The organism is Sandaracinus amylolyticus (genome assembly GCF_021631985.1).
Classification (GTDB): Bacteria; Myxococcota_A; Polyangia; order Polyangiales; family Sandaracinaceae; genus Sandaracinus; species Sandaracinus amylolyticus_A.
This window is the reverse complement of sequence record NZ_CP070225.1, coordinates 7809786-7826412: the sequence shown is the minus strand read 5'-3', so window position 1 is coordinate 7826412 and position 16627 is coordinate 7809786. Positions and strand designations below refer to the sequence as shown.

Sequence of the window (16627 nt, the reverse complement as noted above, 5' to 3'; positions counted from 1 at the left end):
GATGTCCGAGGCGACCAAGCAGATCCACGTCCTCAACCCGTTCGAGCACGTTCGCGCGCTCTGTCAGCGCATCACGCGACAGGTCGCGGAGCGCGTGGTCGGACAGGAAGAGGCGGTCGAGTGCGTGACCGCCGGTCTCCTTCTCGGCGGACACGTGCTGATGGAAGGCGTGCCCGGCGTCGGCAAGACGCTCCTCGCGCGCACGCTCGCCGACGTCGTGCACCTCAAGTTCCATCGCGTGCAGTTCACGCCGGACCTGATGCCCGCGGACGTGCTCGGCACGTACATGGTGCAGACCGGTCCCGATGGTCGCCCCGTGATGGCGCTCCAGCCGGGACCGCTCTTCTCGAACATCGTGCTCGCCGACGAGATCAACCGCGCCTCGCCGAAGACGCAGAGCGCGCTGCTCGAGGCGATGCAGGAGCGCCAGGTCTCGCTCGGCTCGAGCACCCACGCGCTGCCCTCGCCGTTCTTCGTCGTGGCCACCCAGAACCCGATCGACAACGAGGGCACGTATCCGCTCCCCGAGGCGCAGCTCGACCGCTTCCTGATGAAGGTGATGGTCCGCTTCCCCACCGAGGACGAGGTGATGAACATCGTCGCGCGCACCGCGGGCGGCGCCGAAGCGTCGGTGCAGCGCGTGGCCGACGCCGAGGCGATCATCGCCGCGGGCAAGACGATCCGCACGATGCCGGTCGCCGATCACGTCGCGCGCTACGCGGTGCGGCTCGTCTTCGCCACGCACCCCGATCACAAGAGCGCGCCCGCGTGCAATCGACGCTACGTGAAGGCGGGCGCGTCGCCGCGCGCCGCGCAGAGCGTGCTCGCGGTCGCGAAGTTCTTCGCGCTGCTCGACGGTCGTCTCAACGTCGCGATCGACGACGTGAAGCGCGCGGCATACCCGTGCCTGCGCCACCGCATCCTCCTCAACTTCGATGCGATCGCCGACGAGGCGACCACCGACTCGCTGATCCACCAGACGCTGATCGAGCTCGATCGCACCAAGGACGACGGCGGCGCGAAGGCGCCCGCGAAGAAGAAGTGAATTGAAGCTCCTCGATCACGCTGCGCGACGTCTGCTCGATCGCCTCCAGCTCGCGGTCCGCCCGGGATCCACCGCGACGCGGCAGGGCGGGCACAAGTCGCCCGTGCTCGCGAGCGGCGTCGAGTTCGCCGATCACCGCCAGTACGTGCCCGGCGACGACGTGCGGCACATCGACTGGAAGGCGTTCGCGCGCCACGGGCAGCTCACGATCCGGCAGTTCGAGGAAGAGCGCGACGCGCGCGTCTACGTGATGCTCGATCTCTCGGGCTCGATGTCGCGCGGTGCGCCGGTCGCGAAGCTCGAGATGGCCAAGCGTCTCGCGGCGTCGTTCGCGTACGTCGGGATGAGGCAGTTCGATCGCGCGCTGGTCATGCCCTTCGGTGACGACCTCGAGCGCGAGACGCGCCCGCTGCGCACCGCCGCCGATCTGCCCGAGGTCGATCGGTTCCTCACCGAGTGCGGCGCGGGTGGGCCCACGTCGTTCGCCCAGGCGGTGCGCTCGCTCGCCGAGCGCTTCCCGCAGCGCGGCCTCGTCGTCGTGATCACCGACCTGATGAAGCCGGAGGGATGGGACGCGGGGTTCCGCACCATCGGCGCGCTCGGTCACGAGCTGCGCGTGGTGCACGTGCGCTGCCCCGAGGATCTCGCGCCCGACTTCCAGGGCGAGCTCGAGCTCTTCGACGTCGAAGATCAGCGCACCGTGCGGCTGCGCGTCTCGCGCGATCTGCTCGACGCGTATCGCAAGGAGATCGAGAAGCACGTCGGGTCGTGTCGTGACTCGGCGCGCCGCGCGGGCGGGCGCTTCGTCGACGTGCCGATCGAGATGCCGCTCGAGATGGCGCTGCGCCGCGCGTTCGCGGGCGGCGATTCGGCGGGAGCGCGCCGGTGAGCTTCGCGGCGTTCCCCCTCTGGGCGGTGCTCGCGATGGCCGGTGCGGCCGCGGTCGCGATCGTCGCGGTGTATCTGCTGCGCCGCACGCCGCGCCCCCAGGTCGTCTCGAACGTCGAGTTCTGGATGCGCGCGATGCAGAGCGCGAAGCCGAAGCTCCTCGCGAGCTGGCGCATCCCGCTGATCGCGATGTTGATCTCGCTGCTCGCCGCGCTGGCGATGATCGCGCTGATCGGCGATCCGCGCTTCGGCTCGGGTGTGCGCGGTACGACCGTCGTGGTGCTCGACGCGGGGCGCACGATGGACGCGGTCGGCGTCGACGGAGAGCGCCGCCTCGATCGCGCGCTCCTCGAGCTCCGGCGCTGGGTCGAACGCACGACGATCACCGGCGAGGTCGCGGTGGTGCGCGCCGGCATGCGGCCCAGCGTGCTCTTGCCGATCACCGACGACGCCGCCGATCTGCAGCGCGCGCTGACCGGGCTCGCGCTCGACGACGGGCCGAGCGATCTCCCCGCGGCGATCGCGCTCGCCGACACGATCCTCGCCGAGCACGGCGCGCTCGAGGCAGGCGTCGGGCAGATCCTCGTGGTCGCCGACGAAGGCGTGGAGGTCGCGACCCGCGCGCCCATCGTCGTGCTGCCGGTCGGCACCGCTGCGCACACCGTCGCGATCACGTCGTTCTCCGCGCGCCGGGTGCCCGAGGCAGTCGGCGAATACGCGGTGCGATGCGAGGTGAGCGCGTTCACCGCGGGTCGCGCGCGAGCGCGCGTGGTGATCCGCGATGGCGACGTGACGATCCTCGACGAGCGCGTCGAGATCGCGCCGCACACCTCCGAGGTGCTCGAGGCGGGCGGGTTCTCGAGCGCGCGCGCCGAGCTGGTCGCGGAGCTGCACGACATCGAGCTCGCGAGCGGCGAGGACGGCTTCGAGGGCGACGATCGCGCCTACGCGGTGGTCGATGCGCTCGAGGCCACCCGCGTGCTCCTGGTGAGCGACGGAGATCGTTACCTCGAGGCCGCGCTCGCCGCGCATCCCGGCCTCGACGTCGACGTGATGGCCCCCGCCGCGATCACGGGGACCAGCACCGCCGATCTCGCGCGCTACCACGCGCTGGTGCTCGATGGGGTCACGCTCCCGTCGGGCGTCGCCCACGGCGCGCAGCTGATCTTCGCGCCTCCCGCGCGCGGCGCGCTGCGCGTCGGCAATTCGATCTCGCGCCCGCGCATCACCGCGACCCTCGCGACCCATCCTGCGCTCGACGGGCTGCGCCTCGACGCGACCCGCGTGACCCGCGCCACCGCGCTGATCGCCGAGCCCAGCGATCAGGTGCTGCTGCGCAGCGGCGGCCACGCGCTCGGGATCGCGCGACAGCTCCCGCGCGGTCGGCTCGTCGCGTTCGGCTTCGGCACCGAGGACACCGATCTCGTGCGCGGCGAGGCGTTCCCGCTGCTCGTGCACTCGTCGCTGCGCTGGGTCGCCGATCGCGCCGAGCCCACGCCGCTCGCGCGTCGGGTCGGCGGACCGCTCGTCGCGGACAGCGGACACGCGGTGCGCGATCCCGATGGCGAGACGATCACGAGTGGCGTGGTGCCCGAGGTCGCGCGCGCCGGGATCTGGCACGTCGGCGATCGCGCGGTCGCGTTCTCGTCGGTCGATCACGCATCGCCGCTCGCCGCGGGCGCGACCGGTGGACGCTTCGCCGCGCGCAGCACCTGGCCTCCGCTCGCGCTGATGATCGCGGGCGCGCTCGTCGCGCTCCTGCTGCTCGAGTGGGCGCTCTTGCATCGCGGGAGGCTCGAGTGAGCATCACCGTCGGCTGGCCGATCGCGCTGTGGGGTCTCCTCGCGGTCCCGCTGCTGCTCGTGCTCACGCTGCGCAGCAAGTTCGCGCTCTCGCGCGGACGTCGCTGGGCCGCGGCGATCCTCCGCGCGCTGGTGGTCGCGCTGGTCGTGCTCTCGGTCGCCGACGTGCGCATCGCGTGGCCCACCGACGACCTCGCGCTCGCGACCGTGATCGACGGCTCGCCCGCGATCGCGCCCGAAGAGCGCGCCGCGCTCGAGAGCGAGCTCGGCCGCATGCACGCCGCGCATCCCGAGGTGAGCGCGCGCATCGTCGGCGCCGCACAACAAGGCGCGCGCGAGGACGTCGCCACGCGCCTGTCGGCCGCGGTCGCGACGATGCCGCGCGATCGGGTGCGTCGCGTGCTCCTCGCGACCGACGGACGTGATCCCGCGGGCGATCTCCCCGCCGCGATCGACGCGGCGCGCCGCGCCGGGGTCGAGGTCTCGGTGCTCCCGATGGGCATCTCGCCGCCGATCGACGGAGTCGCGATCGCGTCGGTCGAGACCCCGCGCCTGGTGCGCGCCGCCGAGACGCTCGACGTGGGCGCGACCATCGTCGCGTCGATGTCGCGCCACGTGCGCTTCGAAGCGCTGCTCGACGGACGCAGCGTCGCGACCACCGAGCTCGACGTGCCCGAAGGCACCTCGGAGCGCCGCATCGCGGTCGAATTCCCCGATCAGCCGGGCATGCACGAGCTCGAGCTCGTGCTGCACGCGGGCGACGGAATCGCGCTCAACGATCGCTGGCGCTCGCTGGTCGAGGTGCTGCCCAAGCCGCGCGTCCGCATCCATCACGACCTCGATCGTCCCGAGCCCGCGCTGGCGCGGGTGCTGCGCGAGTCGGGCATGGACGTCGACGTGGTCGGCCCGCAGGCCGCGTTCACGCGCCTCGCCGACTACGACCGCTACTCGCTCGTGATCGCCGACGAGATGGAGCTCGGCGACTTCACCGAGGAGCAGCAGCGCACGCTGCGGCGCTGGGTGGAAGAGCAGGGCGGTGGGCTCATCACCGTCACCGGCTCGAACGCGGTGCGTCGCACCCCGCGCGTGCTCCGCGAGATCGAGCCCATCGAGCCGCCGCCCGCGCTGCCCGAGCCGCGCCCGCTCGAGCTCGTGATCGTGATCGACCGCAGCTCGAGCATGAGCGGCCACGCGATGGAGTCGGCGCGCCGCGCCGGGGTCGCCGCGGTGCGCGCGCTGCGCGCCGATGCGATGGTCGGTGCGGTCGCGTTCTCGGGCGCCGCCGATCGCGTGCAGGCGCCCGTGCCGATGTCGCAGGCCGACACCGTGGTCGGCTTCATCCAGGGCCTGAACGCCGAGGGCGGCACCAACATCGCCGCCGCGGTCCAGGCTGCGAACCGGATCATGTCGAACGATCCGCGGTACATCCATCACGTGATCCTGGTGAGCGACGGCGAGAGCGAGCCGCAGTCGGCGATCGCGGCCGCGATCGCGCTCGCGGGTCGCGGGGTGTCGATCTCGACGATCACGATCGGCCCCTACTCGCAGCTGCTCTCCGAGATCGCGCGCATCGGGCGCGGTCGCTACCACACGACGAGCGCCGCGGGCCTCACCTCGCTCGTGGTGAGCGAGGCGATGTACCGCCAGCCGCCCGCGCATCGACAGAGCTCGTTCCGGGTGCGCGAGCAGACGCACCTCGCGATGCTCGACGGCGTGTCGTTCGAGAGCGCGCCCGCGCTCAACGGTCACGCGCTCTCCGCGCCGAAGACCGGCGCCACGGTCGCGCTCACCGCGACCGAGGGCATGCCGCTGCTCGCGCACTGGCACCGCGGGCTCGGTCAGGTCGCGACCTTCACCAGCGCGACGAGCGGCAGCTGGGCCGATCACTTCCGCGCGTGGCCGGGGTTCCGCACGTTCTGGTCGTCGCTCGCGCGCGGCATGTTGCGCACCCGCACCGTCGAGCCGCCGCGCGTCATCGTCGAGCGCGATCCGCTCCGCGCCGACGTGCGGCATGTCACCGTCGTGTCCCCGTTCCCCGTGCTCGAGCCGGCGCCGATCGTGCGGATGTTCCGGGCGCGTGGTCCGGGCGCAGCGCTCGAGCTCGAGCCGCGCGGTCCCGGCGTGTGGCAGAGCGAAGTGCCCCTCGCGATCGGCGAGCAGTTCCTCGTCGATGCGCGCCTCCCGATCGATCCCGAGCCCACTGCGGCGGCCGGTGACGAAGCACCGTACCCCGAGTCGCTGCGCGCGTTCGGGCCCGATCGCGCCGCGCTCGATCGTCTCGCGACGATCGGCGGAGGACGCGTGGTCGACGCGCCGCTCGCGGTGCTCGAGGCGCCCGGCGAGGCCGAGGTCATGCGCCCGCTGCGCACCGCGATCCTCGCGCTCGCGCTCGTTCTCTACGTGCTCTCGCTCCTCCTCCTGCGCCTGCCCGATCGCCGCCTCGCGAGCGGGCTCTCGGTGGAGCGTCCCTCGCGCATCCCGGTGCCCGCGCGTGGTCGTCCCTCGCTGACCGACTCGCCCGCGCCCCGCCAGAAGAACGACAAGGAGGCCGCGTGACGCGCCTGCGATCTCTCCTCTGTATCGCCGCGCTGCTGGTCGCGTGCGGCGGTCCCGGTGAGCCCCGCTTCGCCGAGGTCACGATCTCGAGCGCGGCGCCGAGCGCCACGCTCTCGGGCAGCACGCGCGCCGTCGCCCCCGCGATCGAGCTCAGCCCCGGGTGCCCTGGGTATCTCGATCCCGCAGCGCCCGAGCACGTCGTGCACCTCGACGACGCGACCGCGGTCACGATCACCGCGCGCTCGAGCCGCGGCCCGCTCGCGCTCGCGATCTCCGGCGGCGGCGAGGTGCGCTGCGACAGCGACGGCGGCGCGGGCCACGCGCCGCACGTCACCGTCGATCGAGCGGGCGACTACGCGGTGCACGTCGCGTCGCTGCACCAGGCCGAGGATCTGCAGTACGAGCTGGTGATCGCGCCCGCGGGCAGCGATCCCGCGAGCGCGCCGCCGGCGCCGGGCAGCGATCGTCAGGCGGTGAGCGTGACGGTCACCAGCGATCCGCCGGGCGCGTCGGTGCGCACGCCCGAGGGCCAGGTGCTCGGCACCACGCCCGCGATGTTCGTCATCCACGTGAGCGCGAGCGAGATCGGCACCGAGCGCCGCTTCGTGCTCGACATGCCGGGCCGCCCGAGCACCGAGGTGAGCGGGCGTCTGATCGGCGGTGCGGTGGTGATGCACGCGACGCTGCCCGGCGGGCCGGCGCCGCAGATCGCGAGCCTCGGCGGCGTCGCGTCCATCGGCGCGACGATGCAGGGCGCCGAGCTCGTCGCGACCGCGTCGAGCGCGCAGCCGATCCGCGACTACCAGGTCGCGCGCCAGGCGGTCGACGTGAACGCGGAGTGCACGGTTGCGCGCGCAACCGTGGACGTCGACATCCGTCACTCGTTCATCGGCGATCTGCGCGTCGTGCTCCGCGCGCCGAGCGGCACCGAGGTCACGCTGCACGACCACGGTGGCGCGGGCCGCGCGAACCTGGTCACGAGCTACGACTGGAACGCGCGACGCGGCGCGCTGCAGCGCCTCGCAGGACAGAGCGCGCGCGGTCAGTGGACGATGGCGGTGCACGACGATGCGGGCGCCGACACCGGCACGTTCCGCTCGTTCACGCTGCGCCTCGCGTGCGTCGAGTCGGGCGCGCCGATCGCGACGCAGAGCGATGGCCTCGGCCTCACCGGCACCGGTGGATCGGGCGGCCGCGGCGATCCCACGATCGGCTTCGGCACCCAGTCGCCTCCGCCCCCGACGCGCCCGCAGGTGCGGCGATCGCGGCCGCGCACGACCACGATGCCGCCCCAGCAAGCACCGGTGCTCGATCCCTGGGGCCGGCGTCCGCTGCCTCCTCAGCCTCCGCCTCCGCCCCAGCCCTGGCAGCAGTCGCCGACGCCGGGATCGCGCAGCAACGGCGGTGGCGGTGGCGGCCGCGTGATCGTCGCGCCGATGGGATGAGGCTCACGGATGTGTCGCCGTTGAGTCTCCTCCGCGATCGCGGGTCTGATAACGTCCGCGCTGGATGACTCGCGTAACACTGTTCGTCGCCACGCTCGTGTTCCTCTCGGCGTGTGACGGAGAGGCCCCTCCGGGCGACGCGGGCCACGATCTCCCGGATGCCGCGCACGTCGTCGATGCTGCCGCGCCCGACGCGGGATCGGACGCGGGCGGCGAGGCACCGATCGACGCGGGCTCCGACGGCGGGTCCGACGCGTACGTTCCGCCGATCGACTCCGACTGCGACGGACTGATCGACGGTCCGACCCGCGAGGGATGGCTCGGCGAAGACCTCGACGGCGACGGCGAGCTCGACGAGGGCGAGACCGATCCGAGCGTGTTCGACAGCGACGGCGACGGGCTCTCGGACGGCATCGAGCGCGGGCTCGCGACGCCCTTCGACGCCACGGCGTGCGCCGATCGTTTCGTGCCCGACCTCGACGCGTCGACCACCACCGATCCGACGCGCGCCGACACCGACGGCGACGGCATCGAGGACGGCGTCGAGGACGCGGGCCGCGACGGAGCGCTCGACGAAGGCGAGACCGATCCGAACGACCCCACCTCGCCGCCCGCTTCGATCGGCGCGGCGTGCACCGCGAGCGGCCGTCGCGAGGTCGCGATCACCAACGTCGCGCCGGCGGATCTCGCGCTCGTGCTGCCGCAGGGATCGACGACGGTCGAGGTCGTGTCGTCGGGCGCGCCGATCGGCGTGCTCGGCCGCGACGCCCCGACCTCGGTCGCGTTCGTCGCGCTCCGCGTGATGCCCGGTGACGGCGTCGTCGGGCCGCTCGGCCTCGAGGAGGCGCTGCGCCCCGCGCTCGCGACCGCCGGCGCGCTGAGCGAGCGCGAGGCGATCTCCACGACCACGTGGGACGGCGCGCCCGCGCTCGTCGTCTCGTACACCCAGGCGAGCACGCTCGACGCCGACGACCACGCGAACGCGCTCGTCGATGTGCTCGCGCCGGGCAGCACCGGGCGCCTCGACGCCGCGACCGGCGCGACCGGCGCGATGCAGCTCCGCGCGCTCTACGTGCTCCGCAGCGCCACCGAGGCCGTCGTGCTGGTCTCGGTCGCCCAGCGCGCGAGCGTCACCGGCGCCGCGGCCGAGAGCGCCGCGGCGTTCGTGGCGCACGACTTCGTCGCGGGCGCGGCGCTCGGCACCGCGGGCGACGCGCTCGCGCCGACGTGCCGTCTCCTCTCGCCGCTCTCCACGCCGCAGCTCGACGTGCTCTTCGTCGTCGACGACAGCGGCTCGATGCGTTCCTCGCAGACCGCGCTCGGCGAAGCAGCGCGTGCGATGGCGCGCGCGCTCGAGAACGCGCAGCTCGACTGGCGCATGGGCCTCGTGACGTCGAGCTACATCGCCGCGGCGGCGGGGAACTCGCTGCGGCTGCGCCAGTTCACGCGCAACGCGAACCTCGTCGGCGCATGGCTCTCCGAGAACAGCGTCTGTGTCGCGGGCACGTGCTCTCAGGTGCCGACCACGCCCGAGCCCGCGAGCTGCCCGGGCGACGGCTCGCAGGGCACCCACGGCGGGTGCTGGGTCAGCATCGCGGGCGCGGGCGCCGAGGCGATCCTGGGCTCGGCGCGCGCCGCGGTGAACGCCATCGCGCCCGGCACCGCACCCGGCGAGGACGAGTCCCCGATGCGCATCCGCGCGGCCGCGCGGCTCGTGATCGTCCTCGTCGGCGATGCCGACGACCAGACGACCGGCGATGCCACCACGAGCACGAACTGCGGGCCCGGCGGCACCCCCGAGCGCGCGGGCACCGCGTGCGTGCCCGTCGCCGACTTCGTGAGCTTCTTCGGCGCGGCGCCGAACAACCCGACGGGCGCGCCGATCACGGTGCACGGCGTCGTCTGTCCCTCGGGCGCGGCGTGCGGGTGCACCGCCGGTGTCTGCGATCTCACGAACGGCAGTCGCGAGTTCAACCCCCAGCCGATCGACGGCGTGTCGCAGCAGCGCCACGCGGCGGTCGTCACCGCGACCGGCGGCGTGCTCGGCTCGATCGTCGGCGCGCCCGCGGTGCTGCGCGCGATGGACGCCATCACCCGGGACACGATCGCGCGCACCGGCCATCGCGTCGACGTGCCGCTCGCCGCGGCCTCGCTCCGTGTCGCGCTGAGCGCGGTGCGCGATCCGCTCGCGTGCGACGCCGACGACATGCCGCGCAGCACGGTCGACGGCTATCGCTACGATCCGCAGCGCCGCACGCTCGCGTTCCACGGCGCGTGCCGCCCCGCGACCGAGAGCGAGACCGCCGCGATCTCGTTCCAGCGCTGGGCGCGCTGAACGATCAGCTCTCCTCGTCGCCCTCGCCCGCCTGCGTCGGATGCAGGCCGTGCTTCTTCGCGAGGCGATACAGGTACTTGCGATCCATGTCCGCCGCGCGCGCCGCCGCCGAGATGTTGAACGAGTGGCGATCGAGCAACCAACCCACGTACGCGCGCTCGAACTTCGCTTCCCAGTCCGAGCGCGTGTCGCGATAGCTCTTGCTCGGATCGAAGCGCGCCGGCTCGAGCGCGCTGCCACCGCCCACGCTCACCGCGCTCGGCGGGCTCGACCCCGAGATCGAGAGCGGCACGCCCGTCAGACGGATCTCGCGATCGCCGGTCGCCCGCGCGAGGTACGCCGCGCGCTCGAGCACGTTGCGCAGCTCGCGCACGTTGCCCGGCCAGTCGTGGGCGCGCAGCGCGTCCATCGCTTCCTTGCTCACCGCGCGCGGCGCACCGGTGCCGGCCTCGCCCATCTGCCCGAGCAGACGCTCGACGAGCACCGGGATGTCCTCGCGCCGATCGCGCAGCGAAGGCAATTCGACCGGCACGACCGCGAGTCGGAAGAAGAGATCCTCGCGGAACTTCCCGCGCTCGACCTCCATCCGCAGGTTGCGCTTGCTCGCGGCGATCACCCGGATGTCGACCCGGATCTCCTTGTTGCCGCCGACGCGCCGGAACGCGCGCTGCTCGAGCGCGCGCAGCAGCTTCGGCTGCAGATCGAGCGGCAGCTCGCCGATCTCGTCGAGGAAGAGCGTGCCTCCGTGCGCGAGCTCGAACGCGCCCTGACGCGACGCGCTCGCGCCGGTGAACGCGCCCTTCTCGTGCCCGAAGAGCTCGCTCTCGATCAGCGTCGAGACCACCGCGCCGCAGTCGACCACCACGAACGGCTTCGCCTTGCGCGGCGAGCTCTGGTGGATCGATCGCGCGAGCACGTCCTTGCCGGTGCCGGTCTCGCCGCCGATCAGCACCGTCGCGTCGGTCGGCCCGAGCCGCTCGAGCAGACCGAAGATCTGCCGCATCCCGATCGACGTGCCGTAGACCTCGCCGAAGCGATCCTTCTCGCTCGGCAAGAGCTCGATGCGCTCCTGGAACGGACGCACCTTGAGCTCGACCTTGCCGACCGTGATCACGGCGCCCGGCTTGAGCCACGCTTCCTTGATCTCGGCGCCGTCGAGCAGCGTGCCGTTGGTCGATCCGAGATCGCGCAGCAGGTAGCCCTTGCGCTCGCGCGCGATCTCGCAGTGGACGCGCGAGACCGTCTCGTCGGCGAGCACGAGGTCGTTGCCCTCGCTCTTGCCGATGCGGAAGACGTCGCCTTCGACCACGCGCTCTTCCCCGCGCTGCCCGCCGCTCAGGATGACGAGCGAGCATCGCGGCAGATCGAGGTAACGCGCGCCGGCCGAGGCCAGCGTGCCCGGGGACACGGTGCTCACGCTAGGAACCCTCCCGCAGGCTCACGCGCACCCGCCCCTCCGCGGGTGCATCGAGCCTGCCCTCGCGCGACTCCGTCGCGCCGTCTTCGTGCACCAGATCGACCGCCACGACGTAGCGGCCCGGCGCGAGCTCGACCGTGTGCCGCACCGACTCCGGCGCGCCGCTCGGATACCGCAGCGACACGTGATGGACGAGCGCGTCGGACTCCAGGTACGTCACGTCCACGCGCCGGATGTCGGCGTGCTCCGCGCCGATCGGCAGCTCGACGTCGACCTCGCGGGGCGTGCTGCCCAGGACCTCGCGCCCCACGACCAGCGCCGCGACGATCGCGAGCGCGGGCGCCCACCGTCGCCGATGGGTGCGCATCCACTCCCAGCCCTGGTGGAGCCGCTCCAGCACGGACGGCAGGGTACCACGCGATGGGGGCGGGAGACCCCGAAAACTGTGCGCCGCCGGAGTTTTCGACACCCGACCGCCCCGAACGTGCTCGAAGAGTGTCCAAATCGGCTCGCCCCGCTCCAGGTCCTCCCGTCCGCGTGCTCCGCACGCTCCCGTGCGGGCCCGGCGCAGGCGAGCACTCCAGCTGGAGCTCACGCGTCGGGTCGCAGCACCTCGTTGTCGAACGCGCCGTCGGACACGATCTCGCGCTGCTTCGCGCTCGCCTTGAGGAGGCGCTCCGCCTCTTCGTTCGCGCGTCGCACTGCCGCGAAATACACGTCCTCGTCGCCGTCCCACAGCTCGGCGAGCTCCTCGAGCGCGCGTGCATCCTGCGCGCGATACGCCTGCGACGCGCGGTGCGCCTGGTGGGCCCGCAGCCCCAGCGCGCGCAGCGTCGCGGTGCCGGCCTCCATCGCGCTGCCGAACGTCTCGCGGAACACGTGGGTGATGCCGAGCTTGCGCAGCTCGTAGTAGTGCAGGCGGTCCCAGGCGCGCGCGATCACCTGCAGGTTCGGGAAGTGCTGGCGCACCGCCCGCGCGATCTGCAGCGAGCGCTCGCGGTCGTCGATCGCGAGCACGAAGACCTTCGCGCGCGCGCATCCCGCGGCGTGCAGCAGCTCGATGCGCGACGCGTCGCCGTAGTAGACCTTCAGCCCGGCGCGCTGGACGCCCTCGACCGTCTCGGCGTCGTGATCGAGCACGGTCGTCTCGTAGCCGGTCGCGCGCAGCAGACGTCCGACGATCTGCCCGAAGCGACCGAAGCCCGCGATCACCACCGGGTTGTCGTGGTGCGGGATCTCGTCGTCGGCGCGCTCGGGCGTGGCGTCGGTCACGCGGGGCAGCACGAAGCGCTCGACGACGATCAGCAGCAGCGGCGTCGCGAGCATCGAGAGCGCGACCACCGCGACGATCGGGCCCGCCTGCTCGCGCGTGAGCACGCCGTTCTGCAGCGCGAACGACGCGAGCACGAACGCGAACTCACCGCCCTGCGCGAGCGCGAACGCGAAGAGCCATCGCGCCGGGCGCACCAGGCCGAACACGCGCGCCACGACGTAGAGCACGCCGAGCTTCACCACGACGAGCCCGAGCACCAGCGCCGCGATGAGCAGCGGCTGCTCCATCAGGAGCGCGAAGTCGATGCTCGCGCCGACCGAGATGAAGAAGAGCCCGAGCAGGAGCCCCTTGAACGGCTCGAGGTCGCCCTCGAGCTCGTGGCGGTACTCGCTCTCCGCGAGCACGAGCCCCGCGAGGAACGTCCCGAGTGCCGCCGAGAGCCCCACGCGCTGCATCAGGAGCGTGATCGCGATGACGAGGAAGAGCGCGGCCGCGGTGAACACCTCGCGCTGACGCGTCGACGCGAGATAGCGGAACATCGGCCGCACGAGGAAGCGCCCCGCGACGATGATCCCGCCGATCGCCGCGAGCACGAGCAGCGCCTGCAGCCATGCGGGACGATCGGCGTGACCCGCGCCGTGCGCGGCATCGGCCGCGACCTCGGGCGCTCGCGACGCGAGCAGCGGGATCACCGCGATCATCGGGATGACCGCGATGTCCTGGAAGAGCAGGACCGAGAAGCTCGCCTGACCTCCCGCGGTGCGCAGCAGGTTCTTCTCGCTGAGGCTCTGCAGCACGATCGCGGTCGAGCTCAGCGAGAGGATCATCCCGGTGGTGATCGCCGGGCCCGGTGCGAGCCCGAGCGCCCACGCGATCCCCGCGACCACGATCGCCGTCACCACGACCTGCAGGCCACCGAGCCCGAGGATCGTGCGGCGCATCTCCCAGAGCAGCGAAGGCCGCAGCTCGAGGCCGATCAGGAAGAGCATCATCACCACGCCGAACTCGGCGAAGTGCATGACGTCCTGTCCCTCGCGCCCGACGAGCCCGAGCGCGAAGGGCCCGATCACCACGCCCGCGAAGAGATAACCGAGCACCGAGCCGAGCCCGAGCCGGTTCGCGATCGGCACCGCGATCAGCGCCGCGGTGAGATAGACGAACGCCTGCGTGAAGAGATCCCCGCTCATCGCGCCGCCTCCGTCTCGTCGATCAGGACGTTCATCGTCTCCGCGTGTGCGGCGCGCCCGAGATCGAGCCGATCGTCGCGCAGCATCGCGAGCATCTGCGCGTAGCGCCGCGACCACGGCGCGACCTCGTCGTCCTTCGAGAGCCGGAGCGCGCCGTGCACCACGAAGGGCGCGAGATAGCGCATCCCGCAGAGGTGCGCGCTCTGATCGAAGGGCGAGAGGAGGTGCCGCATCGTGAAGCGATTGCGCCCCTCGGGGTGGTACGCCGCCTCGGCGCCGCCGGTGGTGGTCGCGTTCATCAAGAGCTTGCCGCGCAGTGCATCGCCGCCGACGCCGTAGGCCCAGCCGTGCTCGAGCACGACGTCGAGCCACTCCTTCACGATCGCCGGCGCGCTGTACCAGTAGAACGGGTGCTGCAGCACGATCACGTCGTGCTCGAGCAGCAACGCCTGCTCGCGGTGCACGTCGATCGCGAAGCTCGGATAGGTCTCGTAGAGATCGTGGGTGGTGATGCCCTCGACCTGACGTGCAGCATCGAAGAGGCGTCGGTTCACGCGCGAGCGCTCGAGCGCCGGATGCGCGAAGACCACGAGGACACGACGCGGGGCCATGGGGCCCGGAGTCTAGGGCGAGTTCGTCGGTGTGCCTGCGCCGTTCGGCGGAAATCGGCTCCTCACGTCCTCGAAACCTCGGTCGCGACGTGAGAGCGAGCGTCCAAAATCGGCTCGCGCGCTCCGGGCCCTCCCGTCCGCGCGCTCCGCACGCTCCCGTGCGGGCCCGGCGCGTGCGAGCACTCCCGCTGGGGTCCCAAATCGGCTCGCGCGCTCCGGGCCTCCCGTCCGCGCGCTCCGACGCTCCCGTGCGGGCCCGGCGCGTGCGAGCACTCCCGCTGGGGTCCCAAATCGGCTCGCGCGCTCCGGGCCCTCCCGTCCGCGCGCTCCGCACGCTCCCGTGCGGGCCCGGCGCGTGCGAGCACTCCCGCTGGGGTGAGGTCGCAGGGTGCAAGCGCGACTCGATTTCACTAGGATGCGCGCCTCGTCCAGCTCCGGGGGAAGGCGCGATTCCGATGAAGCTCTTCGCGAAGAAGGATCTCGACACCGTGGTGCGCGAGGCGCACGACCCGAACCTCGCGGAGGGCCACGGCGGCCTCAAGAGAACACTGACCGCGTCGCAGCTCACCGCGCTCGGCATCGGCGCGATCATCGGCGCCGGCATCTTCTCGCTCACCGGCGGCGCGGCGGCGCACCACGCGGGCCCGGGCGTCGCGTTCAGCTTCGTGCTCGGCGGCATCCTCTGCGCGTTCGCGGGGCTCTGCTACGCGGAGCTCGCGTCGATGATCCCGGTCGCGGGCTCGGCGTACGCGTACTCGTACACGACGATGGGCGAGCTCATCGCGTGGATCATCGGGTGGGATCTGATCCTCGAGTACCTCTTCGGCGCGATCGCCGTGTCGAACTCGTGGTCGGGCTACATCTACTCGGTCATCAACAACACGCTGGGGATCGAGCTCGCCGACGGCGTCGCGATGTTCTTCCGCGGGCCCTTCGAGACCGTGACGATCGGAACCGGCGATGCGGCGCGCACGATCCACGGCGTGTGGAACATGCCGGCGAGCATCATCGCGCTGATCTGCGCGGCGATCCTCTATCGCGGCATCAAGGAGAGCGCGTGGGTCAACACGCTCATCGTGCTCCTCAAGGTCGCGATCCTCGTGATCTTCGTCGCGCTCGGCATCGGCGTCGTCTCGAGCGAGAACCTCTTCGTGAACCCCGACGCGAGCGGCCTCGCGGCGCTCGTGCCGCCGGCGACGGTCAACGAGCACGGCGTCTCGCAGTTCGGCTGGGGCCTCGGCGGCGTGCTCACCGCGGCGGGCGTCGTCTTCTTCGCGTACATCGGCTTCGACGCGGTCAGCACCACCGCGCAGGAGGCGAAGAACCCGAAGCGCGATCTGCCGATCGGCATCCTCTCGTCGCTCGTGATCTGCACGATCCTCTACATCCTGATCGCGATCACGCTGACCGGCGTCGTGCACTACAGCGAGCTCGGCGTGCCCGATCCGATCGCGGTCGGAATCGACGCGATCGTGCGGCTGCGCGGCTGGGCGGAAGGGCCGCGCGCGTGGTTCACCGGCGCGATCAAGCTGGGCGCGCTCGCGGGCCTCACCAGCGTGATCCTGGTGATGATGCTCGGGCAGACGCGCGTGTTCTACGCGATGGCGGGCGACGGCCTGCTGCCCTGGTTCCACAAGACGCACCCGACGTACAAGACGCCGCACGTCGCGACGGCGCTCACCGGTGTCGCGGTCGCGATCTGCGGCGGCTTCATGCCGATGTACGTCGTCGGCGAGCTCGTCTCGATCGGGACGCTGCTCGCGTTCGTGCTGGTGTGCCTGGGCGTTCCGATCCTGCGCCGCACCAACCCGAACACGCCGCGCCCGTTCAAGGTCCCGGCGCCGTGGGTCATCGGCGTGCTCGGCGCCGGCGCGTGCATCTTCGTGATGGTCGGCCTGCCCTACGACACGTGGCTGCGCCTGATCGTGTGGCTCGCGATCGGCTTCGCGATCTACTTCACCTACGGCCGCAAGAACTCGCACCTGCAGAAGCGCTTGGCGGCGGGCGCGGAGGGCGCGAAGGACGCGGCCTGAAACGCTCGACGTCGCGCGCGCGGGCCGGCATGCTC

The 16627-nt window shown here is 72.2% G+C and carries 11 protein-coding genes; 7 read left to right on the top strand and 4 right to left on the bottom strand.

Annotation, left to right across the window (positions count from 1 at the left end; genetic code table 11):
- The first annotated feature begins 1 nt into the window (after position 1).
- From I5071_RS33055 to cglD, 6 genes are all read left to right on the top strand, one after another.
- Positions 2-1045, top strand: a complete 1044-nt coding sequence (locus tag I5071_RS33055) for an AAA family ATPase (protein WP_236517265.1) — start codon at positions 2-4, stop codon at positions 1043-1045.
- Position 1046: 1 nt separating this feature from the next.
- Positions 1047-1934, top strand: coding sequence for a DUF58 domain-containing protein (locus I5071_RS33050; RefSeq protein ID WP_236517264.1), 888 nt, complete (start codon positions 1047-1049; stop codon positions 1932-1934).
- Positions 1931-3736: a vWA domain-containing protein gene (locus I5071_RS33045; protein ID WP_236517263.1), complete on the top strand. Its 1806-nt coding sequence runs from the start codon at positions 1931-1933 to the stop codon at positions 3734-3736. Before I5071_RS33050 ends, I5071_RS33045 begins: the two co-directional genes overlap by 4 nt.
- Positions 3733-6291: a VWA domain-containing protein gene (locus I5071_RS33040; RefSeq protein ID WP_236517262.1), complete on the top strand. Its 2559-nt coding sequence runs from the start codon at positions 3733-3735 to the stop codon at positions 6289-6291. Before I5071_RS33045 ends, I5071_RS33040 begins: the two co-directional genes overlap by 4 nt.
- Entirely contained in the window at positions 6288-7736 is a 1449-nt protein-coding gene (locus I5071_RS33035; protein ID WP_236517261.1) for a proprotein convertase P-domain-containing protein, read from the top strand. Before I5071_RS33040 ends, I5071_RS33035 begins: the two co-directional genes overlap by 4 nt.
- A 64-nt stretch (positions 7737-7800) precedes the next feature.
- Positions 7801-10071 (top strand): adventurous gliding motility lipoprotein CglD, encoded by a 2271-nt coding sequence (cglD, locus tag I5071_RS33030; RefSeq protein ID WP_236517260.1) that lies wholly within the window; start codon positions 7801-7803, stop codon positions 10069-10071.
- A 4-nt stretch (positions 10072-10075) separates the two neighbouring features.
- Here cglD and I5071_RS33025 read toward each other — a convergent pair whose 3' ends face one another.
- The 4 genes from I5071_RS33025 to I5071_RS33010 form a co-directional block, all read right to left on the bottom strand.
- Positions 10076-11488, bottom strand: coding sequence for a sigma 54-interacting transcriptional regulator (locus tag I5071_RS33025; protein ID WP_236517259.1), 1413 nt, complete (start codon positions 11486-11488; stop codon positions 10076-10078).
- A gap of 1 nt (position 11489) precedes the next feature.
- Positions 11490-11888: a hypothetical protein gene (locus I5071_RS33020; RefSeq protein ID WP_236517258.1), complete on the bottom strand. Its 399-nt coding sequence runs from the start codon at positions 11886-11888 to the stop codon at positions 11490-11492.
- 191 nt (positions 11889-12079) lie between these two features.
- Positions 12080-13948 carry a monovalent cation:proton antiporter-2 (CPA2) family protein gene (locus tag I5071_RS33015; protein WP_236517257.1) on the bottom strand — a complete coding sequence of 623 codons (1869 nt, stop codon included), beginning with the start codon at positions 13946-13948 and terminating at the stop codon, positions 12080-12082.
- A complete protein-coding gene (locus I5071_RS33010) occupies positions 13945-14559 on the bottom strand; it encodes an NAD(P)H-dependent oxidoreductase (RefSeq protein WP_236517256.1) in 615 nt (204 codons plus the stop codon). Before I5071_RS33010 ends, I5071_RS33015 begins: the two co-directional genes overlap by 4 nt.
- Positions 14560-15014: 455 nt before the next feature.
- Here I5071_RS33010 and I5071_RS33005 point away from each other — a divergent pair, with 455 nt between their 5' ends.
- Positions 15015-16592, top strand: a complete 1578-nt coding sequence (locus tag I5071_RS33005) for an APC family permease (protein WP_236517255.1) — start codon at positions 15015-15017, stop codon at positions 16590-16592.
- The last annotated feature ends 35 nt before the right edge of the window (positions 16593-16627 follow it).